At 67.0% G+C, this 21,668-nt stretch carries 16 protein-coding genes; 10 read left to right on the top strand and 6 right to left on the bottom strand.

The genetic code is table 11. The annotated features are described in order from the left end of the window. The 6 genes from ACFWF1_RS36780 to ACFWF1_RS36755 all read left to right on the top strand — a co-directional run bounded on the left by ACFWF1_RS36780 (window position 1) and on the right by ACFWF1_RS36755 (window position 8,112). On the top strand, window positions 1-1,401 hold the full coding sequence (locus ACFWF1_RS36780) for a hypothetical protein (RefSeq protein ID WP_379291475.1): 1,401 nt from the start codon (window positions 1-3) through the stop codon (window positions 1,399-1,401). Then, on the top strand, window positions 1,392-2,672 hold the full coding sequence (locus ACFWF1_RS36775; RefSeq protein ID WP_379291477.1) for a GNVR domain-containing protein: 1,281 nt from the start codon (window positions 1,392-1,394) through the stop codon (window positions 2,670-2,672). Before ACFWF1_RS36780 ends, ACFWF1_RS36775 begins: the two co-directional genes overlap by 10 nt. Beyond that, a complete protein-coding gene (locus ACFWF1_RS36770; protein WP_379291479.1) occupies window positions 2,669-4,036 on the top strand; it encodes a glycosyl hydrolase family 28-related protein in 1,368 nt (455 codons plus the stop codon). Before ACFWF1_RS36775 ends, ACFWF1_RS36770 begins: the two co-directional genes overlap by 4 nt. A gap of 5 nt (window positions 4,037-4,041) precedes the next feature. Then, a complete protein-coding gene (locus tag ACFWF1_RS36765) occupies window positions 4,042-5,415 on the top strand; it encodes a GNAT family N-acetyltransferase (protein ID WP_379291481.1) in 1,374 nt (457 codons plus the stop codon). 223 nt (window positions 5,416-5,638) lie between these two features. Then, complete coding sequence (locus ACFWF1_RS36760; protein ID WP_379291483.1) at window positions 5,639-7,006, top strand: glutamate-1-semialdehyde 2,1-aminomutase; 1,368 nt, start codon at window positions 5,639-5,641, stop codon at window positions 7,004-7,006. Then, complete coding sequence (locus tag ACFWF1_RS36755; protein ID WP_379291485.1) at window positions 7,003-8,112, top strand: glycosyltransferase; 1,110 nt, start codon at window positions 7,003-7,005, stop codon at window positions 8,110-8,112. Before ACFWF1_RS36760 ends, ACFWF1_RS36755 begins: the two co-directional genes overlap by 4 nt. A 13-nt stretch (window positions 8,113-8,125) precedes the next feature. Here ACFWF1_RS36755 and ACFWF1_RS36750 read toward each other — a convergent pair whose 3' ends face one another. After that, entirely contained in the window at window positions 8,126-8,635 is a 510-nt protein-coding gene (locus ACFWF1_RS36750; protein WP_379291487.1) for a hypothetical protein, read from the bottom strand. Between the two features lie 199 nt (window positions 8,636-8,834). Here ACFWF1_RS36750 and ACFWF1_RS36745 point away from each other — a divergent pair, with 199 nt between their 5' ends. After that, window positions 8,835-10,538 carry a bifunctional metallophosphatase/5'-nucleotidase gene (locus ACFWF1_RS36745; RefSeq protein WP_379291488.1) on the top strand — a complete coding sequence of 568 codons (1,704 nt, stop codon included), beginning with the start codon at window positions 8,835-8,837 and terminating at the stop codon, window positions 10,536-10,538. A 303-nt stretch (window positions 10,539-10,841) separates the two neighbouring features. After that, window positions 10,842-12,854, top strand: a complete 2,013-nt coding sequence (locus tag ACFWF1_RS36740) for an SDR family oxidoreductase (protein ID WP_379291490.1) — start codon at window positions 10,842-10,844, stop codon at window positions 12,852-12,854. 1,790 nt (window positions 12,855-14,644) lie between these two features. Here the strand turns inward: ACFWF1_RS36740 and ACFWF1_RS36735 are convergent. The 3 genes from ACFWF1_RS36735 to ACFWF1_RS36725 form a co-directional block, all read right to left on the bottom strand. Next, the gene (locus tag ACFWF1_RS36735) at window positions 14,645-14,863 is read right to left on the bottom strand and encodes a hypothetical protein (protein ID WP_379292063.1); all 219 of its coding nucleotides are present in this window, start codon (window positions 14,861-14,863) and stop codon (window positions 14,645-14,647) included. A 192-nt stretch (window positions 14,864-15,055) separates the two neighbouring features. Beyond that, window positions 15,056-15,712, bottom strand: coding sequence for a cutinase family protein (locus ACFWF1_RS36730; RefSeq protein ID WP_379292064.1), 657 nt, complete (start codon window positions 15,710-15,712; stop codon window positions 15,056-15,058). Window positions 15,713-15,875: 163 nt separating this feature from the next. Continuing rightward, window positions 15,876-16,931: a zinc-binding alcohol dehydrogenase family protein gene (locus ACFWF1_RS36725; protein WP_379292065.1), complete on the bottom strand. Its 1,056-nt coding sequence runs from the start codon at window positions 16,929-16,931 to the stop codon at window positions 15,876-15,878. 165 nt (window positions 16,932-17,096) lie between these two features. Between ACFWF1_RS36725 and ACFWF1_RS36720 the strand changes: the two genes are divergently transcribed. Then, window positions 17,097-17,735 (top strand): TetR/AcrR family transcriptional regulator, encoded by a 639-nt coding sequence (locus ACFWF1_RS36720; protein WP_379292066.1) that lies wholly within the window; start codon window positions 17,097-17,099, stop codon window positions 17,733-17,735. A 27-nt stretch (window positions 17,736-17,762) separates the two neighbouring features. Here the strand turns inward: ACFWF1_RS36720 and ACFWF1_RS36715 are convergent, their stop codons facing one another. Beyond that, the gene (locus ACFWF1_RS36715) at window positions 17,763-18,725 is read right to left on the bottom strand and encodes an RNA-guided endonuclease InsQ/TnpB family protein (protein WP_379292067.1); all 963 of its coding nucleotides are present in this window, start codon (window positions 18,723-18,725) and stop codon (window positions 17,763-17,765) included. A gap of 89 nt (window positions 18,726-18,814) precedes the next feature. Between ACFWF1_RS36715 and ACFWF1_RS36710 the strand changes: the two genes are divergently transcribed. Beyond that, window positions 18,815-20,500 carry an FAD-binding dehydrogenase gene (locus tag ACFWF1_RS36710; RefSeq protein ID WP_379292068.1) on the top strand — a complete coding sequence of 562 codons (1,686 nt, stop codon included), beginning with the start codon at window positions 18,815-18,817 and terminating at the stop codon, window positions 20,498-20,500. Here ACFWF1_RS36710 and ACFWF1_RS36705 read toward each other — a convergent pair. After that, window positions 20,497-21,435, bottom strand: a complete 939-nt coding sequence (locus ACFWF1_RS36705) for an expansin EXLX1 family cellulose-binding protein (RefSeq protein WP_379292069.1) — start codon at window positions 21,433-21,435, stop codon at window positions 20,497-20,499. The genes ACFWF1_RS36710 and ACFWF1_RS36705 overlap by 4 nt on opposite strands. Window positions 21,436-21,668 lie beyond the last annotated feature (233 nt).

Genomic DNA, 21,668 nt, shown 5'->3' with positions numbered 1-21,668 from the left:
ATGACCGCCACCACCGAGGTGCTGCTGATCGCCCTCGCGCTCGCCACCATCGCGGTGGCGGCCGGCACGATTCCCGGTGTCGCCCGGGTGTTCCTGATCGCGCAGGCGGCGTTCTGGTCGCTGTCGTACGTCGCGCGGCCCGTGGTTCTGCTGTGGGTGCAGCCGGAACCGCGCTTCGGCGACAATGTGCCGGACCCGCGGCTGGCCCAGCTCGGCTACGACCACGGCATCGCGCTGGTGCTGCAGCACATTGTCTTCGGACTGTGGGTCTACGCGGGATTCGTTGTCGCCTATTCGTTTTGGGCACGGCGGCATCCGCGGGTGGAGCTGCCGTCACTGACCAATGACCCGCACTTCGTGCCGACGCTGGTCGCGATGTACGGCGTCGGCCTGCTCGGCCGGGCCGCGTCCTACGCCTCCGGTTCCATCGGCAGCGCGGGCGATGTGGAGAGCGCCAATCCGATCCTGGCCTTCGTCGCCATCCTGGCCACCATCGCCGCGCTCGGGTTGATCATCTTCTACCGGTCCGAACGCACCCAGCTGACCTGGCTGGTCATCGGCGGGTTGCTGCTCGGCGAGCTGGCCTGGACCGCGATCGTCGAATCGAAGACGCCGATCATCGGCGCGGCGATGGCCATCGCGGTCCGTTTCGCCATCCTCGGCTGGACCAAGCGCAAGGCGGTGTCCGTCGCGGCCATCGCGGTGCTCGGCATCGGCGGGTTCGGCTGGCTGCAGTCACTGAAGCAGACCCAGTACGCGAAAGCGGAGTCGGCGCTGACGGATTCGAGCTATCCGCCGATCGTGCAGCCGTTCCTCAGCATCCTGCGGCGGTTCGATCTGCTCGAGGCCGCGACCGACGCCTACTACCACCAGCCCGGCTTCTGGCTGACACCCCCCGAGGCGCTGCAACATGCCGTATACAGCCTCATCCCCAGCCAACTGCTCGGCACCACCAAGTTCCAGTCCGGCACCGAGTGGGCCAATGAAGTGCGCGGCGCGTCGGTCGATATGACCAAGGTGTCGGTGTCGCTGGCCGAGGGCAATCTCAACGAGGGCTTCGTGCTCGGCGGCTACCCGGGTGTGGTCGTCTGCGCCGCCTTCACCTTCCTGCTGTTGCTCGCCTGGGCCAAGGCGCTGTACTCGCGCTTCTTCCCGGTCGTGGTGCTCGGGCTCGCGATGACCGGCGCCTCCGCGCTGTTCGAACGCGGAATCCTCGGCAGCATGGAGAATCTCGGCAAATTCCTGCAGGCCGCCGTGCTCGCCTGGCTCATCTCGCTGCTGGTCCGCGAGTACCGGCGGCGCACGCGAACCGAACCACCGTCCGCCGCAAGGACATCTCTTGCGGAACCTGTATTCGTCGGGGCATCCACCATCGAAAAGAGAGAATCCCCATGGGATTGATCGACTATTGGCATATCGCGCGCCGACGCTGGGTCATTATCGTCGCGGTGGTGGTGTTGTGCCTAGGCGCATCGGCCGGATATCTGAGCACCCTGCCGACCACCTATGTCTCCTCGAGCAGCATGTACGTGTCGATGGCGACCGGCACCTCGGTCAACGACTCGTACCAGGGTGGGCTCGCCGCCCAGCAGCGCGTCCGCTCCTACCTGGACCTGGCCACCAGCGCCACCGTCGCCAAGCGCGTCATCGACGACCTCGGCCTGAAGATGTCGGTCGGCGAGGTACAGAGCAAGATCAAGGCGTTCTCCCCGCCCGCGACCACGAACATCATTCTCACCGTGCAATCCTCGACCGCCGAGGGCGCGCGCGACCTGGCCAACTCGGTCACCGCCCAATTCCGCAGGCTGGTAGACGAATTGGAGACCATCGAGCGCGACGCCGCACCGGCCGCGCGGATCACCGTGGTCGACCGCGCCGAGGTGCCCGCCGGACCGAGCGGGCCGCAGTCGAAACGCATTCTGGCCCTTGGCCTGCTGGCCGGACTCGCGCTCGGCTGCGCGGGCGCCCTCGTCCGCGACCGCACCGACCGGACGCTGCGCACCTCCAACAACCTCGAAGCCCTGCTGCCGGTGCCGATCCTGGGCATCATCGACGCGGGCCGTCCCGGCGCGCCGGGCGAGACCCGCAGGCTACGCACCCGGCTACTGCGCGAAGGCGAGGCCAGCAGCATCCTGCTGACCAGCCTTTCGCCGCGCTCGGAGTCCGAAGTGGCTGTCGCACTGGCGAAATCGTTCGCCGACATGGGCGGCAAGGTGGTGCTCATCGACGCCGACACCTCGGGTCAGGGTAGTTCGCATGCCGTGGCGAACACGGGCGTCGGTCTGGCGGCCGTGCTGCAGGGTGCCGCCCCGGTGCACGAGGCGTTGATCGCGTGGCCGGACACCGGCGTCACCGTGCTGCCACTCGGCGAGGCCGATGACAAGACGCCGGATCTGCTCGCCTCGGACCGATTCGCGGCCATCGTCGCGAAATTGACCACCGACTACGACCACGTGGTGGTACAGGCCGCGCCGATCGCGCACGCCGCGGACGCCATCGCCGTGGCACCACTGTGCGACCAGACCATCGCCGTCGTACTGCTGGGCGAGACCACCGCGCCGCAATTACGTGGCGCCCTAGCCACATTCGGCGACAACAAGCTGACCGGCGCGGTAGCGTACAGCAAGCCGGGCAGCCGGCGGCAGCGACTTACCGGGAGGCTGCGGCGATGACCAACGAAACGGTCGGCCGGCGGCGCATGCTCGCCGCGGCGCTCGGCGCGGCGGGTGCCGTGCCGGTGCTCGCGGCCTGCGGCACCGACACAGCGGCAACCCCCAGCATCGAATTTCGTTCGCCACACGTCACCGACGCACCGGCGGCGCGCAACGTCCGCGACTTCGGCGCGATCGGTGACGGTGTCGCCGACGACACGGCGGCGATCGCCGCGGCGGCCGCGGTGCCCGGCGGCGTACCACTCGTGATGTACCTACCCGCGGGCCACTACAACGTGACGGCATGGCCCGACCTCGGCGACTACGCCACGGTGCTCGGCGACGGCGGTGATGTCAGCGTGGTGAACTGCATGATCGACACCACCCTGATCAACCTGCGCAAGCGCAGCCGGGTGCGATTCGCGCGCCTCGGCTTCTACCTGGCCGGGCCGAAGGCGACGGCGGTCCTGCTGTCCGAATGCTTCCGCTGCTCCTTCGATTCGGTGGTGATCCGCGGCAACCACATCGCCGAAAACCATCCGCGCTTTCTCGAGCAGCGCGGCGTGGTGCTGGACGGCAACACCGGCGGCACCGCGTTCCTCAACTGCGACATCAACAATTTCGGCTACGGCATCGTCACCTCCTGTATCCAGAACTACGTCACCTCGTCCAAGCTCACCAGCAACTACATCGGGGTGCTCGGCACCGGCAACGACCACAACGCCGGATTGGCGCTCACCAACGTCGAATTCGTATCCGACGCCGACCCGAAGACCACCGACAAGCACATCCTCATCGACGGCGCGGCGAACGACTGGTGGCTCACCAACGTCTGGTTCGAGGGCGCCGATATCGCGCTGTCGATCGGCCGGGCCGACCGCGGCGGGCCCGCGCAATTCGGCATGATCAACTGCAAGGTCGCCGCGCGCACGGTCGGCGTGGACATGATCTATTGCCGTCAGCCGTATCTCGCCAATGTCCAATTCGACAAGGATCTGGACAAGCCGCCGATCGAGCTGCGGATCGATCCGGCGAACTGCCCCGAGGGCACCGCGGTGAACCTGATCTCCACCGCGGCAGACGATCTCAACCCCGCGCTGTTCCCGCCACGCTGGCATGTGCTCGGCCGCGCCAGCACGCACGCGCCGCAGTTCACCGGGACCATCGTCGCCAAGGCCGGGCGCGGCGACGGCGACGTGTTCCAGGCGCAGTCGGCCGACGGCGCGCTGCGTTCGGCCGTACTGGCCAGCGGCACTTGGCTTTCCGAGCAGACCGAGGGCGGAATCGTGCTCAAAGACGCATCCGGGACGTACTGGCGGCTGTCCGTCTCCACCGAGGGGGTGCTCAAAACGATGTCGCTGGGCAAGACCCGGCCGCGCGAGTAGGCGCCATGTCGACCAGTCCGAAATCGTTGGCGCGCATCAGTCTCGGTCCCGTGTCGCTGCACGGCAACGTCGTCGTGCTGCGCCAGGCCCGGATCGCGGACTACCCACACTGGCGTCGTATTCGACTGCGAGACCGGCGTTTCATCGAGCCGTTCTGGTACAGCTCGACGCTCGACTGGGCGGCGCGGCACTGCGGAACCCATTGGGTCCGTGAATGTTTGACGAGCCGCGCCGAGGCGCGCGCGGGCCGCCGGCTGTCCACGGTGATCGAGGTCGACGGCCGGTTCGCCGGACAGGTCGAGCTCGGCTCGATCGACACCGTCACCGGCGCCGCGGAACTGGGCATCTGGGTGGACGCCGAGGTGGCCAGGCACGGGATCGGCGGCATCGCGGCGGCGCTGCTGCTGGACTACGGTCTCGAGCAGATCGGCCTGGAGCGGATCACCGCGCCGATCTCGCCGGAGAACGTCGCCGCCGCGCACGGTGCCGCCGAGCTCGGGTTCCAGCGGGAAGCCCTGATGGGTCGCTACTTCGACGTGGGCGGTTCGCGCCGCGACCACGAGTTGTGGTCGGTCACCAGGGCGGATGTGCCGCCGAATGGCTTCGTGGGCTCCTGGCTCGACCGCTACGACGCCCGGCCACCGCAGCCACCGGCCGACGACGTGACCGGCGGTTCGTTCCCCAGGATCGCGGTGCTCGCCGCGGCCGCGCGCTTCTACGCGGGACGGGTACTGCATCTACTCGATCCGCTGCAGGCCGCCCGGCCCGTCCGGCTCGCCGATCCGGAACACCGGGCGGTGGTCGTCCGTAGCCGGCGACTCTCGGACTGGAGTCGGTGGCGCGCCACCCGGTTGCGGAGTCGGGCGGCGCTGGAGCCGGATTCGCTGGTGGCCGACGAGGTGTGGGCGCGGCAGCACAGCCGACTCCAGTGGCTGCGCCAATTCCTTTATGCCCGTCCGGGTTTGCGTGCGCAGAGCGGTCTGGTGCTGGCGATCGAGGTCGATGGTGCGTACGTCGGCGAGGCCAGGCTGTTCGACCTGGACATGTTCGATCGCAATGCGCGCATGTTCGTCTGGACCGAGCCCGGTCAGGACGACGATGTCCGGACCGTGGCCACGCGCCTGCTGCTCACCTATGCCTTCGGTCCGCTCGGCCTGTGCCGGGTCTCGACGGCGGTCGAGCCCGCGGACGGCCGGTCCGCCGATATCGCCGCGCGGGTCGGCATGACTCGCGAAGGACGGATGCGCTGTTACGTCGGCGCCACCGGACACCGCGGTGACCACGACCTGTGGGCCGTCACCATCGGGCCCGTGGTCGAACCGGACGTGGAATCCTCGGCACCGTCCGCGCGGCGAACCATCGGCCCCGAGCACCCATGACGACTCGAGCTGGCCGGATCACCGGATGACTTATGGCGGAACAGCTTCCGCTGAAACGGCACAAATGCGACAGGCTGTATATCAAATGACCGACAGGTGACACTGTTGCGCGGACAAGCCGATCCGGCCGACGTACAGTAATGCGCAGAACCGGTGCGCGCAGGGAGGATTCGCGCAGGCCGCCTGCCGTGCGTGTGTGACCCGACTCTTCAGGAGCCCGACCATGGAGTCTACTTCCGCGGATCCGGCGGCACCCCGCCGCTTTACCCGCAGCAACGAACTGCAGGCCCGGCTGCACGATCTGATCCCGGGCGGCGCGCACACCTACGCCAGGGGCGCGGACCAGTATCCCGAGTTCATGGCGCCGATCCTGGTGCGCGGCAGCGGCTGCCGGGTCTGGGATGCCGACGGCAATTCCTACATCGAGTACGGCATGGGCCTGCGTTCGGTCACCCTCGGCCACGGCTGCCGGCCGGTGCTCGACGCGGTGCATCGTGCCATCGCCGACGGCATCAGCTTCAGCCGCCCCACCGAACTGGAACTGCTTGCCGCGCAAGACTTCCTGACCCTGGTACCGGGCGCCGACATGGTGAAGTTCGCCAAGAACGGCTCCGACGCCACCACCGCCGCGGTCCGGCTGGCCAGGGCCGCCACCGGCCGCACCGCCATCGCCGTCTGCGATCAACCGTTCTTCTCGGTGGACGACTGGTTCATCGGCACCACCGCGATGGACAGCGGCATCCCCGCCGAAACCGCGGCGGGCACCGTGCGATTCCGCTACAACGATCTGCCCTCGCTCGCCGCCGTGCTGGATTCCGGCGCGGTGGCCGCGGTCGTCATGGAAGCCGCCACCGCGCTGTCCGAACCGGAGCCCGGCTTCCTCACGGGTGTCCGAGACCTGTGCGACCGGCACGGCGCGTTGCTCATCTTCGACGAGATGATCACCGGCTTCCGCTGGTCGGCGGGCGGCGCGCAGGCGGTGTATGGCGTGCGGCCCGACCTGTCCTGCTGGGGCAAGGCCATGGGCAACGGTTTCCCACTGTCCGCGCTCGCCGGTAAACGCGAGTTCATGGAGCTCGGTGGTCTGCGCACCGACCAGGACCGGGTCTTTCTACTGTCCACTACGCACGGCCCGGAGTCCGGCTCGCTGGCCGCTTTTCGCGCGGTCGTGCACGAGTACCGCACCGGCGAGCCCATCGCCAAGATGGAGCACGCGGGTCGCCGCCTCGCGGACGGGGTCAATGCGGTGGCCGCCGAGCTCGGCATCGCCGACTATCTCCAGGTGCTGGGTCGCCCGTCCTGCCTGATCTTCGTCACCCGTGACCTGAACGGTCAGCCCTCTCAGGAATTCCGCACGCTGTTTCTGCAGGAGCTGCTGCACCGGGGTGTGCTCGGTCAGTCCTTCGTCACCTCGGCCGCGCACACCGACGCCGACATCGACGAGACGATCGCGGCCTGCCGGGAAGCGGCCGCCGTCTACCGTAAGGCGATCGAGCAGGGCAGCGTCGACGGTCTCCTCGAAGGGCGCCCGGTCGCCCCCGCCATCCGCCGCCGCGCGGCACCGCGCCAGATTTCGCCGGTGCACGAATGACGCAGCCCCGCATCGCTATCGTGCACGAACGGTTCACCGAGTTCGGTGGTTCCGAAGCGGTGGTCGGTGAGCTCTCCGAAACATGGTCGGACACCGAGGTTTTCGCGCCCATTGTCGATCCTGCCGGTGTGCGCCCGCCGCTGACGACAGTCCATGACACCTGGCTCAGCCGCGCCTACGCCGCCTCCGGCCGTCGCTCACACGCGCCGCTGCTGCCCTTCGTCCCGCGCGCGCTGCGCCGCCTCCCGCTCGGAAGTCGTTACGACGCAGTCGTTGTCAGCCATCACGCCTTCGCGACCCAGGCTGCCTTCGCCACCGACGCTCCTGTCATCGCCTACGTACACAGTCCGGCACGATGGGCCTGGGACAAGGACTTCCGCGCGCAGGAAGCGGGCGGCCGCGCGGGCCAACTCGCACTCGCCGCACTGGGCCGACTGGCTCGCCGCGGTGAATTGCGTGCCGCCCCAAAGCTTTCCCACGTCGTGGCGAACTCGCGTGCCGTCGCCGCCCGCGTCAACGACTGGTGGGGACTACCCGCAACGGTCACCTATCCCCCGGTCCAGATCGATCGCTTCACCCCCGAGCCGACCATCCCGCGCGACGACTTCTTCCTCTTCGCAGGCAGACTCGTCCCCTACAAGCGTCCCGACTTGGCCATCCTCGCCGCCCAGCGCGCGGGCTGCCGCCTGGTCATCCTCGGCGACGGCCGCTTCCGCACCCACCTGGAGACCCTCGCGGGCCCGGAAACCACCTTCCTCGGCGCGACATCCCACGAAGTGCTCCTGGACACCTACCGCCGCTGCCGCGCCCTGCTCATGCCCGGCGTCGAAGACTTCGGCATCGTCCCGGTAGAGGCAATGGCTTGCGGCACACCAATTCTCGCCGTCAACCAGGGCGGCGCCCTCGACACCGTCTCCCCCGGCAAGACCGGCGAACACATCCCGCACGGCCCCGATGACGCCGTCATCGACCACCTGGCCAAAGCGATGCTCGCCTTCGACCCCGCGACCTACCACCCCGCGACCATCCGAGCCCACGCCGAGACGTTCTCCCCCGCCGCCTTCCGTTCGCAGATGGCCGCCACGGTCTCCCAGTTCCTCCGCTGACCCGAGGCGCGGTTCAGGCCGAGCAGGTGGGGGCGGGCGGTTTGGGCGCGTTCCAGTCGTTGGCGGCGATCCAGTGGAAGACGGCGAGGCGGCGGTCGATGAAGCGTTGCAGGCCTTGGGTGGTGCCGCAGTCCTGGAGCAGGTTTCCCTGCTTGTAGTACTTGGTGATCAGCTCTTTGAGTTTCTCGTTATAGGGGTCCTCCTTTTCACACGTTGCCTTCCGTGTGTCCGGGATGAAGGCCGGATTCTGAAAGAGTTCGGCGCGGGTTTCGGTGTGTACCGGTTTGTCGAAGATGGCGGGTGAGAGTTCCAGCCATTCGCCGACCTCTTGATACCACCGGTCGTCGTGGTCTTTACCGTCGCAAATCTGCTGCTCTACCTCCGGCGCGACGCCGAACAGCGAACCAGCGGCGTGAGCTGGCGATCCGGGCAGCGCCAAGGTGGTAGCGAGCGCGCACGTCAACGCCCAGGTTTTGGATGAGGATTTCAAAGACCGAGCCCTCCATGTGGTCGTGAATTTCACATGCCTGTCCCTTTGACTAGGCAGTATGTCACTCACCGTCCCCGAAATCGGGGCATCCCCGCGCCTATCGGTGTGCCGCATCTACATTGCGCTCGCCCGCATCGGAATGCGCGGTGAACTCGAAAGTTCGCCGCACGAACACCGGCGGCGACGGGCGTGTGCGGTGGCAGCGGCAGGCTGCGCGTGGGACAGTCTGAGCATGAACGCGCGCCGTCGCATTGCCGCTGTTGTTGCCGGGGTCATGAGCATCGCATTGGTCGCAGGATGCGGCACCGCGAGTGAAAAGAGCAGTGGGCCGACGACGTCCACCGCGGCCGGGGTCGTTCCCCTGGTTTCGACGAATGATCTCCCCGCGGCCAAGCCCGGCGAGGTGCATCTGTTCGGGCTCAACGATCTGCACGGCAACTTGGAGCCGCCGGCCGGCTCGACCGGCAAGGTGTCCGGCTACGACGCGGGCGGCGCGGCCTACCTGGCGACGCATCTGGCGCGGTTGAAGGCGGCGTATCCGGCGAGCGCGGTGGTCGCGGCGGGCGACGACGTCGGGGCCAGCCCGCTGGTGTCCGGCCTGTTCCACGACGAGCCGACCATTACCTTCATGAACAACATCGGCGTCGCGGCCTCCTCCGTCGGCAATCACGAATTCGACCACGGCGTCATCGAATTGGCGCGCCTGCAGCAGGGTGGCTGTGCGCCGGACGGGTGTTCGCCGGGAGAACCGTTCACCGGGGCCAAGTTTCCGTACCTGGCCGCGAATGTCACCGACGCTGAGGGCAAGCTGCCGCCCTCGCTGAAGCCGTGGACCATCCTGCAGGTCGGCGGCCACAAGATCGGCGTCGTCGGCACCGTGACCCCCGACACCGTGAATCTCGTTTTCCCCGAGGGCATTCGGGGATTCACCTTCGGCGACGAGGTCGCGGCGATCAATAAGTACGTGCCGGAGCTGAAGGCGGCGGGCGCCGAGACCGTCGTCGCGCTGATGCACGACGGCGGCAGCCAGCGCCCCGACGGCGGCGCCCAGGTCGACTACAACGGATGCGCGAACATCAGCCCGAATGTCACCGACCTCACCAAGGGCGTCGACCCGGCGGTGACGGCGCTGTTCACCGCGCACAGCCATCAGGCCTATGTGTGCACGATCAACGGCAAGTCGGTCACCCAGGCCGCGTCCTACGGACGGCTCATCACCGACCTCACGCTGAGCTTCAACCCCGACGGGGTGCACGCGTCGGCGGTCAACCGGGTGGTGACCCGCGACGTGACTCCGGACCCGTCCGCCACCGCGCTGGTGAACTTCTACACCGAGCAGGCCCGCCCGCGCACGGCCCGGGTGGTCGGCTCGGCCACCGAGGCGCTGCCGCACGATCCGGACGCGACCGGTGTCTCGCCGCTCGGCAATGTCATTGCGGACTCGATGCTCTCGGCGACCGCCGGCCCCGCGGGCGCGGTGGCGGCCTTCATGAACCCGGGCGGCGTCCGCGCCGACATCAAGGCCGGACCGGTCACCTACGGCGATATCTACACCGTTCAGCCCTTCGGCAACCAGGTCGTCACGCTCACCCTCACCGGCCAGCAAGTGCTGCGCCTGCTCGAACAACAGTGGACCAATGCCAGCAAGCCCGCGATGCTGTCACCGGCGGGCATCACCTATGCCTACGCCGACTCAGCACCCAAGGGCGCCAAGATAATTGGCGATACCGTCCGCATCGCCGGGCAGCCGCTGAACCCGGTGGCGACCTACCGCATCACCACCAACAGCTTCCTCGCCACGGGCGGCGACGGCTTCGCGGTCTTCACCGAGGGCACCGACAATGTCCCCGGCCCCACCGATCTCGACGCCTTTGAGGCGCTCTTTCGCGACAAGTCGCCCGTCCAGCTACCGCCCGCTCGTGTCGAGAAGCGATAGCTGTTCGGTAGCCCTGACATACTGGTCAATTGACCAGTGAAGGTATACCTGGAAATCGTTGTAACACTTACCGTTTGACCTGCATTGATGGGTGATCAGTCACACAGAGTGATCCAGTCCGGAACGCTTGCCGGGTGCGATCGGGATCATTACTCTTCGGTATAAGTCAGGACGAAGGGGTTCCTACTTTCGGCCCGATCGCTGTTACCGCGTCTCGCGGCCGAACCTTAATCTCCGCATTCACCGTTGCATGCTGGATGACTTGTGCGACAACACGGTTCGAATGAACAGCAGGAGAGGGCGATGGCTACCTACATCGTGACGGGCGGTACCGGATTCTTGGGACGGCGGGTCGTTCAGGAGCTCCTGAACCATGAGCCCGAGGCCGTTGTTCATGTGCTGGTGCGCGCGGAGTCGCTGCAGAAGTTTGCTGACCTCGCGACCGGCTGGGACGGCGGCGAGCGGGTGTTCTCGCTGGTCGGCGACCTCACCGCGGACGGGCTCGGGCTGACCAGGGAGGCGCCGCAGGCCGATCACGTGATCCACCTCGGCGCGGTCTACGACATGACCGCCGACGAGGAGACCGCACATGCGGCCAATGTCGCGGGCACCCGGTCGGTGCTCGCCCTGGCGCGCTCGATCGGCGCTGTGCTGCACCATGTTTCGTCGGTCGCGGTGGCGGGCGACCACAAGGGCAAGTTCTTCGAGGAGGACTTCGACCTCGGCCAGCGGCTCACCTCGCCTTACCATCGGACGAAGTTCGCGGCGGAGAAGCTCGTTCGCGAATCGCGTGGCGTGCGGTGGCGGGTGTACCGGCCCGCGATCGTGGTCGGCGACTCGCGCACCGGCGAGATGGACAAGATCGACGGGCCGTACTACTTCTTCCCCGCCATCGCCAGGCTGGCCGCGCTGCCGTCGGAACTGCCGATGCCGCTGCCCGATCTCGGTGCGACCAACATCGTCCCGGTCGATTACGTGGCCGCCGCGATGGCCGCCCTGGTGCGCAGGCCCGGCCTGGACGGCCGCACCTTCCACCTGGTCAACCCCGAGCCGCAACCGTTCAGCGACGTGTACGGCGCGCTGGCCACCGCAGCGGGCGCCCCTACCGGCATCGGCGTAGTGCCGCTCAGTGCTCGCGCGCTGAGTGGGCTGGCCCAGTTGCCCGGCGTGCCCGCGGTGCGCGATTTCCTGTTGGAGCAGTTGGGTATTCCGGCCGCCGTCGCACCGCACACGTCGTTCTCGGCGGAGTTCATCTCCGACTCGACGCGGGCGCAGTTGCGCGGCACCGGACTGTCGGTGCCGTCCTTCGACAGCTACGCCGGCCAGCTCTGGCAGTACTGGCGCGACCACCTCGACGCGCATCGCGGCCGGCCCGCGGTGTCCAGCGAGCCGCTCAACGGCCGGGTCGTGCTGATCACCGGTGCGTCATCGGGCATCGGCCTGGCCACCGCGCACGCGGTCGCCCGGCGCGGCGCCATCGTGCTGATGGTGGCCCGCGGCAAGGACGATCTGGCCGACGCCGCCGACTCGGTGCGCGCGGAAGGCGGTGTCGCGCACGACTATCCGTGCGACATCACCGACGCGGACGGGGTCGAGACGCTGGTGCAGACCATTCTCACCGAGCACGGTCACGTCGACTACCTGGTGAACAACGCGGGCCGCTCGATCCGCCGTTCGGTGCTCAACTCCACCGACCGCATGCACGATTTCGAGCGGACCATGGCGGTCAACTACTTCGGCGCGGTCCGGCTCATCCTGGCGCTGCTGCCCTCGATGCGGGCCCGCCGCTTCGGCCACGTCGTCAACATCTCCTCCATCGCGGTGCAAACGAAGGTGCCCCGCTTCGCCGCCTACGTGGCGAGCAAGTCGGCACTGGACAACTTCAGCGAGATCGCCGCCGTCGAAAACCGCGACGCCGGAATAACTTTCACCTCGGTACGGATGCCACTGGTGCGCACCCCGATGATCGCCCCGACCGACCTCTACAAGTCCCTCCCGGTCCCCGACCCCGACCAGGCCGCCACCATCGTCGTCCGCGCCCTCGAGGACCGCCCCCACCGCATCGACACCCCCGTAGGCACCTTCGCCCAAGCCGTCGACCTCCTGATGCCCTCGGTAAAGCGAACAATCCTGCACCAGGGCTTCCGCCTCTTCGGCGAATCCACTGCCGCACAAGGCAAGAAGCCGTCCAAGCCCCCCACCGAAGCCCCCGGCCGCACCCCACTGACCGTCCTCGCCCCAGTCCTCATGCCGTTCATGTCCATGCCCGCCCCCGCCGCCCGAGTAGCCAGAGTCGTCCCCGGCCTCCAGTGGTAACGACCGACGCGCGGCTCGCCCTACGCCACCCGCTCACCGTCTCTGTCCACTGGTTGTGCAGACATCCGTCCACTTCCTCCACCGCAACACCTGACCCCAACTTCGAGAGTCATATGGTCGCTAAACGATCTTCACCAGCAACCATATGACTCTGCTCGATCACGCCAGCAACCATTTGACTCTGCTCGCCTCGATGACGCCAGCACCCACCTGACTCGCCTCGCTTTTCCCGAGCATCTTTGAACCGGACCACAGCCAGTCCTCACGCTGGAACACAAGCGTTGCCCATCACAAGCCGCGGAAGAGCAGGCCGGGTACCCCACCTGACGCGCCCAGCACTACTCCGGTCATCTGATGAACCAGTCGACAACCTCGGAGCCAGCACACCACCGGAGTTCTCTGTGCGTACACCAACCCGGACCAGTACACAAACAGACCCTCGGAAAGGTGGACCTATCCGGGCAAGTGCTTCTTAGGGACTCCAGGCGATGACCTGTCCAGTGAGCTGAAGACCTGATCCCATGTTTTCTTGTGAGTAGTGCTGGGCACGTCGTGTGCCGTACCCGACTTTAGGTGCGCGTCAGGCGCGCGATGTCACGTTCCCGAGATGGTCACCTGGCTGTGGTGGCGTTTCGAGAGCTCGAAAACCAGCGAATCTCGGCTCCCGGGGTGGTGAAGCAAGCGCCGCGCCCCCGCTGTGTCAGCCCCACACCCAGTACACGCGGTGTTCGGCTGACACAATGGGTGTACGGATAAGTTCTCACGTGACGATCGGGTTGCGGTTGCGCCCCAGCCGCATTCGACAAGCACGAGCAGCGCCGGTCGGACCTTCACGACATCCGATGGTGGTCGCCGCGCATGAATTATTTTCCCGCGCACGATATTGCCAGCAATTTCGGGCGCAGCGGCACAACTCGTACGCGGGGAGGTCTATCGTCGTTGGCCGCGTGGATCTGCACTGGGACTCGGGATCGACACTGGCTTTAGGGCCTTAGAGCCAGTGCAGATCCCGAGAGAAGGTGCAGATCTCCGGTGGCGCGGCGGAAGACCACGCCGGTCGGACCTTCGCGGGATCCGGTGGTGGTCGCTGCGCGTGAATTGTGTAGCCGCGCACGATATTGCTAGCAATTTCGGGCGCGGCGGCACAACTCGTACGCGGGGAGGGCATCCCCGCCGTTGGCGGCGTGGATCCGCACTGGGACTCGGGAGCCGCCTGGCTCTAGGGCCCTAGAGCGAGTGCAGGTCCCGAGTGAGGGTGCAGCTGTTGCTGACTGGTGCGGTGCGCGGGGGTCAGCTAACGAATTCGGGTGGGTCGGGCAGATCGTGCGCGGCACGCAGTTCCCTTCCGCTGTGAGCGCCCGGAGTGGGCATCCGGCTGTGCGCCCCGAGCAACTTCAGATCAGGCGGTGCAGCGGTCGTTCCAGCGTGGTCATCCGGTTGTGGTTGCTTCCCAAGCGCTTTCGACATGAGCGAGCGCGAGTAGTCAGACGTGGCCGCCGCGCCCCGATTGGTGCGCTGCGCGCGAATCGGCTGGCAAATTTGTGCGCGGCAGGACGGACCGGGCGCAGCGGGATAGACCGTGCGCGGCAGGACGGACCGGGCGCAGCGGGATAGACCGTACGCGGTAGGACGGACCGTACGCGGCAGGACGGACCGTACGCGGCAGGACGGACCGTACGCGGCAGGACGGACCGGGCGCAGCGGGGTGGACCGGGCGCGGTGGGATGGGTGGGGTGCGGGGCTTGGTGGGGGGCGTTGGGCTAATTGTGTGCGATTGGGTGGTTGGTCGATCAGATTCGGGCGCGGTTTGTTGGCACTATATCGGGATAGCGGTAGTGGATTCGGGCGATGCAGTGGCGGACTGTGTGCAGCTCGGCGTGTAGTTCGCGGAGGCGCTGGGCTTGGAAAGTCCGTTCGGCGGTATTGATGGCACGCGCGAGGGTGCGTGCGTGTGCGGCGAGCAAGTCCAGAAATACCCGGGCTTGTGCGATGTCGGGATCATCGGACATTTGCTGTTCCTATCACGCATGCCGGACCCGCACCACTCGAACTGTGCGCGTTCCACGGGATTTCGCCGCAGCGTATCCGAATCGAAAAGGACAGCGGACGTTTCAGAGAATTTGCTGTGCAGGCGCACAATTGGCGCCCGCACCGCCGACAGCGGGGCCCGACGAGATGACGGACCCCGCTGTGCAGGAGACTTACACCCGGCTCGCGACCAGCTGCGCCGCAGGCCACATGGCCCAGGCGTAGTTGGAGTGCTGGGTCGGATCGCCGCCGCCGGTGCAGACCGGATCACCGGCCGTGCAGTAGTTTCCGGTGCGCCACGCGTACAGGTCCGGCACGTTCCAGCCGGTCAGCCGCAGCGGATCACCGAACAACAGCACTGCGGCGACCCGTGATTCGAGGTCGGCCGGCAGCGAGCTGATGCCACCCATCGCCGTCACCAGGCCGGTACCGAGCACGCCATGCGTGACCACCGCGCCCTGTGAGTAGCCGACCAGCACGAACCGTTCGTCCGGGCAGGCCGCCGCCTGCCACAGCACGTGCGCGGTCATGTCCTGGGTGCCTCGGCTGATCGACGCCGGATCCAGCAGGTCCGCAGGGTAATTGACGCGGTAGGCGACCGAACTCACCGGCAGCGTGCGCAGCAGGGCGTCGTAGAGCGGGTCACCGGCCACCGCACCGAGGTACCCGGGTTCCTGGGTGCCCCTGGCGACTACGACGTCGACGGCCGCGCACGGCGCGGCCAGCGCGGGCAATCCCGTCGTCGCTCCGAATCCCGCCACGAGCAGTAGCACAACGAATGCTTGCACCACCCGTAACTTCTCGAAATGAATTACCTTCCGGTTTGCCATCGTGATCACCCACTCACGCCGTTGTGAGAAGCCGAATGACACTTGTCAGGGACAAGTGCCACTCGGCTATATCTGCGAAGGTAAGAACGGCGAGGCGAGCCGTCAAGGAAAACGACCCGAACGATGCGTACTCAGCGCCGAATCGTGTCCTGCTGTACCTTTTCTATGGCACCAGAACCGCTGCGCCGGTGAATCGTCCGTGCGCGAGGTCGGCAAGGGCCGCATTTGCCATCCCCAGGGAGTACCCACGGGTGGTCACTTCTATGCGGTGTTCGCCTGCGAGGGTGAGAAATTCACGCGCGTCGGTGCGGGTGTTCGCGGTGACCGAGCGAATTTCCCGCTCCTGGAACAGATGCCGCTGGTAATTCAGCGCCGGGATGTCGCTGAGGTAGATGCCGGCGATGGCGAGGATGCCGCCACGATCGAGCGCCGCCAGCGCCGGCGGCACCAGGGTGCCGACGGGCGCGAACAAGATCGCCGAATCCAGTTGCACCGGAGGCGGATCCGCGGCACCCTGCACCGAGCTGGCGCCGAGCTCGCGCGCCAGTTCCTGCGCGGCCGGATCGCGGGTCATCACGTGCAGCTCCGCGCCACGAGCCAGGGCAACTTGCGCGGCGATGTGGGCACTGCCGCCGAACCCGTAGAGACCGAGCCGTCCGCCGGGCGGCAGCTCGGCTCGTTGCAAGGCGCGGTAGCCGATGATGCCCGCGCACAGCAGCGGCGCAAGTTCGGTATCGGCGTAGCCCTCCGGTAGCGGCAGCGCGTAAGCCGCTGGCACAGTGGCGAATTCGGCGTAGCCGCCGTCGGCGTCCCAGCCGGTGTATTCCGAACGAGGGCAAAGGTTTTCGGCACCGCGCAGGCAGTACCTGCAGGCACCGCAGGTGTGCCGCAACCAGGCGATGCCGACGCGGTCGCCCACCGCGAAGCCCTCGGTGAACCGCGACTCCTCCGCCGCCGATCCAACCGCCGAACCGACAGCGACGACCTCCCCGACCACCTCGTGCCCGGGCACCACCCCCACCCGATGCACCGGTAAGTCACCCTCAGCGACATGCAGATCCGTGCGGCACACACCACACGCCAGCACGCGCACGAGCAGCTCGTCGGCCGCGGGTTCCGGAACCGGCTCACGGACCAGGTCCAACGGCCCCGCATCGATCGGCCCCGGGCGGCGCACCCGCCAGCCGCTCATCGATCCGGTCCCGGCAACCTCGTTCATACCGATCTCCCCTCGTCGTCAGGATGCACGGTCGTATCGAGCTGCGCCCACCCTACTCGTCCGATTTCGCCACGTCACAGCTCCGCTTCTGATACATTTATGTATTGAATACATTTCTGTATCCATTGGACCGGCGCTCGCCGGTCGCGCCAGAGGAGGTGCCCGTTGGCGTCGTCCACCGAAGCCAAGACCTCGGCGACCCGGGTCACTCGCCGCCGCGCCGAGACCAGGGATCGATTGCTCACCGCGGCCTACGAGGCATTCGCCGAGGAGGGCTTCGGCAAGGCCACCGTGGAACGAGTCTGCGAGCGGGCCGGATTCACCCGCGGCGCCTTCTACTCCAATTTCGCCTCGCTCGACGAGCTGTTCCTGGCCATGTGGGAACAGCGCTCGGCCGCCATGCTCGACGGCGTGCAGCGCATGCTCGACGAGATCCCGGTCGGCGCCGAAGACGTGCGCACCTCGATCGAACGCCTGGAGCGCGCGGTCCCGGTCGACGAGGGCTGGTATCGGATCACCGCGGAGTTCACCACCCACGCCCTGCGCAATCCCGAACTGCGCCGGGTGATGGCCGCCCGCGAAGAGGCCATCGTGAACGCCCTGATGCCGACCATCGTCGCCGGGCTCGCCAAGATCGGCCGCACCGTGCCCGATCCGGAGGCGCTCGGCCAGGCCCTCGTCGCCGTGCACGACGGCACCAGCGTGCAGGTGCTGATGGAACCGCGCAGCCGCGTCGTGCGACGCAGACGTACCGACCTCATCTACCACGTCGTGCTGGCCTACAGCACCGAAACCGAAGGTTAACGCTTCCCCTGCCTGAAGCAGGAGATTTCACGCTCGGACCGCAACCGAACCAGCCGCTCGAAGGAGGTGATCGGACTGTCTGACATCGTCAACACGTGCGTGGCCGCGCTCTGCCACAGCCAGAATCACTCTGGCGGCGTTCCGGTCCCGACAGTCGGTATAGCCGCAGCGGTGACATCGGAAGGTTCGTTCGGCGAGTTCGAGGTGTTCTCGCTTTGCCGCGCCGATCGCCGCATCGGCGGCCTTGCGGGCCATGGTGGACTTGGCCAAAAACTTCGGTTCGAAGTCCTCCACCGCGATCAACTCATGCTGATCGGCAACAGCTTTCGCCCAGACTCGCAAATCGTGCCGGGTCTGGCGGGCGGCCTTGGCGTGCAACTTGGCCACTTGGTGCGCGGCCCGTTGATACCCGCGCGACTGCGGCCCCGGCTTGCCGCGTCGGCGAGCCATCTTGCGTTGTGCTCGAGCCAGTTCCGCCGCGCAGCGCGCACGGTACCCACGATAGGGAAGATCGAAGGTAGCGTGGGTCGTAGTGGCGGTGGTATGCACACCCCAGTCGATGCCGATGCCGCCCGCAGCCATAGCAGCGGTTTCGACAGCACGGCGCACGACGAACGACACATACCAGTGTCCCAGCGAATCCCTGATGATCCGCACACTGCTCGCGTCGGACGGCAATTCCCGCGACCACACCACCGGGATACTGATGCCCTTGGCCAGTACCAGCCGCCCATCACTGATACTGAATCCGCGCCGCGTGTACTCCAACGACACCCGAGACCTTTTACGCGCCTTGAACACCGGCCGCCCCCGGCCCTTGACCGTGAACGACTGAGTGAGCGCTTGCCCGTAGGTGGGCATGTTGCCCGACTTCTGCTGGTGGACAGCCTCATTCCACAAAAACCGGCACCGACCCCACTCAGCCAGCGAAGCAGATTCGGCACTGCGGCCCGGCCGCAAACGAAAGCTGTACCGCACCACCTCATCCATGGCCCAACCTAGCCCGCACCACCGACACCGAATGGAGGACAGCGCTTCCACCCCCTCAAAAACGAGAGGGTATCCGCGCTAAACATCTTATGAACACGTCCGATCCAATATTCGCCACCGAGGCCGATGTCATCGTCGTCGGTGCCGGGCTGGCCGGCCTGGTCGCGACCCACGAGCTGGTCAAGGCGGGCCGCAAGGTGCACGTGCTCGACCAGGAGAATCGCAACAACCTGGGCGGGCAGGCGTTTTGGTCGCTCGGCGGGCTGTTCATGGTGGACACGCCGGAGCAGCGGCGCCTCGGCATCAAGGACTCCTACGAGCTGGCACTGCAGGATTGGCTGGGCTCCGCCGGTTTCGATCGCGACGACGAGGACCGGTGGGGCAGGCAGTGGGCGCAGGCCTACGTGCGGTTCGCCACCGACGAGAAGCGCGAGTATCTGCGCGAACTCGGGCTGCGGGTGACGCCGCTGATCAGCTGGGCCGAACGCGGCGGGAAATTCGCCGACGGGCACGGCAATTCGGTGCCGCGCTTCCACATGACCTGGGGCACCGGGCCCGAGGTGGTGCGCGTGTTCGCCGAGCCGGTGCTCGAAGGTGAGCGAAAGGGCTTGGTCGGCTTCAGCTTCCGGCATCAGGTCGACGAACTGATCGTCGAGGACGGTGCCGTGGTCGGCGTGCGCGGCAGCGTGCTGGCGGAGACGGATCTCGACCGCGGTAAGGCGTCGTCCCGAGACGTCGTCGGCGAGTTCGAGTTCCGCGCCAAGGCCGTGATCGTCACCTCCGGCGGCATCGGGCACAACCACGAGTTGATCCGGCGCAACTGGCCCACCGAGCGGCTCGGCAAGTGCCCGGAGACGATGATCTCCGGCGTACCCGCGCACGTGGACGGGCGGATGCTCGGCATCACCGAGTCCGCGGGCGGCGCCATCGTCAACCGGGATCGCATGTGGCACTACACCGAGGGCATCAACAACTGGAATTCGATCTGGCCCGACCACGGCATCCGGATCATCCCCGGACCGTCCTCGCTGTGGTTCGACGCCAACGGAAAGCGGTTGCCCGCCCCGTGTTTCCCCGGTTTCGACACCATGTCCACGATGAAGGAGATCTTGGCCACCGGCTACGACTACTCCTGGTTCGTGCTCACCCAGTCGATCATCAAGAAGGAATTCGCACTGTCGGGTTCCGAGCAGAACCCCGACATCACTGGCAAGGACCTCAAGTTCACTCTGGAGAGCCGCTTCGCCAAGGGTGCGCCGGGTCCGGTGGAGGCGTTCAAAGAGCACGGCGTCGACTTCGTGGTCGCGGACAACCTGCGTGAGCTGGTGGCCGGGATGAACAAGATCGCACGGGGCCCGCAGCTCGACTACGACGCACTCGAACAGCAAATCGTCGCCAGGGACCGGGAGGTGGCGAACAAGTACTCCAAGGACAGCCAACTGATGGCGATCACCAACGCGCGCCAATTCCTGGGCGACAAGGTGAGCCGGGTCGCCAAGCCGCACCGCATCCTCGACCCGAAGGCAGGCCCGCTCATCGCAGTGCGGTTGAACATCCTCACCCGAAAGACGTTGGGCGGCTTGCAGACCAACCTCGACTCTCAGGTGATGCGCCCGGACGGCACCGAGTTCACCGGCCTCTACGCGGCGGGCGAGGTGGCCGGGTTCGGCGGTGGCGGCGTGCACGGGTACAACGCGCTGGAAGGCACCTTCCTCGGCGGATGCATCTTCTCCGGGCGCGCCGCGGGCAGGGCGCTCGCCGCGAAACTGCGTTAGGGCTTGCAGCTCGCGGACGGTTGATGCGAGGCGGCGGCCAGCGAGGTCGGCGGCGGAATCAGCTGCGGCTGAGTGGTTTCGGGAGTGACGGGCGGCGGCGTCTCGGCGTAGAGCCGGGCGCCGGTCGCGCGGGTGCCCGGCTGCAGGGTGATACCGAGGATGACCGCCTGGTCGCCGTGTACGTCGGTGACGCGCGCGTCGAACGGTCCTTTTCCGGCGCCGGAGATGGACCAGTAGTTGTCCATGCCCCGGGCGAGGCTCTGCCAGGCGCCGCCGGTGTTCGGCCGAATAGCGACCTCCCGCAACGGGTTCCCCGATCCACTGAACAGGATCGCGAACCAGGCGCTGCTGGAGTCCGGCTTCACCTGATAGAACAGCTCCGGCGGCGGCTCCGGATTGCGCACCACGCTGTAGCGGACCTTCGCCACGCCGTCGGACAGATCGGCGAGCTGGGTGAAGGCCGCGACGCTCAAATCCAGTTGTCCCGGAGCACATGCCGGGCAACGGTCCACGATGAGCGCGCGCACGTCGCCGCGCGGCCCCTGGATGTCGAGGTACGCGCCGCACGGATCGGCCTTGCCGAACTCCGGCGTCGACATCCCTACATAGAAACCGTCCATCGGCAGCCCGGGGAACGAGCAGGAAACCCCTGGGCTGAACGAATAGAAGCGCGCCTCACCCGAGACGACAGGTTGCGGTTCCGCCGCGGGAGCCGCGGTGGGCCCAATGCTGCTGGTAGCCACCGGCGTTCGCGAGGTCGCCGACTGGACCAGCACATTAGAGGTCGGCGACTGGGCCTGCGCGTTCGGCGTATCGCAGTGCAGCGGCTCCGGCCGGGTCAGCCACACGGCCACGCCCGCGATGGCGACCAAGCCGATCGCGGACCACAGCCACCCCGAGCGGAAGTGTCGTTGGTTGATCGGTATCCGGTGCATCGCTCCCCGACTAACGGCTCACCTGATCACGGACTGTCGCTCCTGACGTCCATAGGAAAGCAGCCGAACGGTCGTCGCATGTCGGGAACGAAAATTCTACGCAGTGAAAGACTCACGCTTCAGCAAGCATGGGGCAAATGCCCAGCACACTGTTGGACACTCATGCGGCCCACCGGAAAAACAACGGTCGGCCACGATTAGTTACCACGCGAAATCCCATGTCACGAGGGGCG

The sequence above is a fragment of the Nocardia sp. NPDC060255 genome (genome assembly GCF_042727395.1).
GTDB lineage: Bacteria > Actinomycetota > Actinomycetes > Mycobacteriales > Mycobacteriaceae > Nocardia.
This window is presented reverse-complemented; position numbering and strand designations above follow the sequence as displayed.

Excerpts from the sequence above, each read along its gene's own strand:
- ACFWF1_RS36780 (WP_379291475.1), top strand. The coding sequence starts at position 1 with ATGACCGCCACCACCGAGGTGCTGCTGATCGCCCTCGCGCTCGCCACC.
- ACFWF1_RS36775 (WP_379291477.1), top strand. The coding sequence starts at position 1,392 with ATGGGATTGATCGACTATTGGCATATCGCGCGCCGACGCTGGGTCATT.
- ACFWF1_RS36730 (WP_379292064.1), bottom strand. The coding sequence starts at position 15,712 with ATGGCAAACCGGAAGGTAATTCATTTCGAGAAGTTACGGGTGGTGCAA.
- ACFWF1_RS36735 (WP_379292063.1), bottom strand. The coding sequence starts at position 14,863 with ATGTCCGATGATCCCGACATCGCACAAGCCCGGGTATTTCTGGACTTG.
- ACFWF1_RS36705 (WP_379292069.1), bottom strand. The coding sequence starts at position 21,435 with ATGCACCGGATACCGATCAACCAACGACACTTCCGCTCGGGGTGGCTG.
- ACFWF1_RS36715 (WP_379292067.1), bottom strand. The coding sequence starts at position 18,725 with ATGGATGAGGTGGTGCGGTACAGCTTTCGTTTGCGGCCGGGCCGCAGT.
- ACFWF1_RS36760 (WP_379291483.1), top strand. The coding sequence starts at position 5,639 with ATGGAGTCTACTTCCGCGGATCCGGCGGCACCCCGCCGCTTTACCCGC.
- ACFWF1_RS36745 (WP_379291488.1), top strand. The coding sequence starts at position 8,835 with ATGAACGCGCGCCGTCGCATTGCCGCTGTTGTTGCCGGGGTCATGAGC.
- ACFWF1_RS36755 (WP_379291485.1), top strand. The coding sequence starts at position 7,003 with ATGACGCAGCCCCGCATCGCTATCGTGCACGAACGGTTCACCGAGTTC.
- ACFWF1_RS36725 (WP_379292065.1), bottom strand. The coding sequence starts at position 16,931 with ATGAACGAGGTTGCCGGGACCGGATCGATGAGCGGCTGGCGGGTGCGC.
- ACFWF1_RS36740 (WP_379291490.1), top strand. The coding sequence starts at position 10,842 with ATGGCTACCTACATCGTGACGGGCGGTACCGGATTCTTGGGACGGCGG.
- ACFWF1_RS36770 (WP_379291479.1), top strand. The coding sequence starts at position 2,669 with ATGACCAACGAAACGGTCGGCCGGCGGCGCATGCTCGCCGCGGCGCTC.
- ACFWF1_RS36710 (WP_379292068.1), top strand. The coding sequence starts at position 18,815 with ATGAACACGTCCGATCCAATATTCGCCACCGAGGCCGATGTCATCGTC.
- ACFWF1_RS36765 (WP_379291481.1), top strand. The coding sequence starts at position 4,042 with ATGTCGACCAGTCCGAAATCGTTGGCGCGCATCAGTCTCGGTCCCGTG.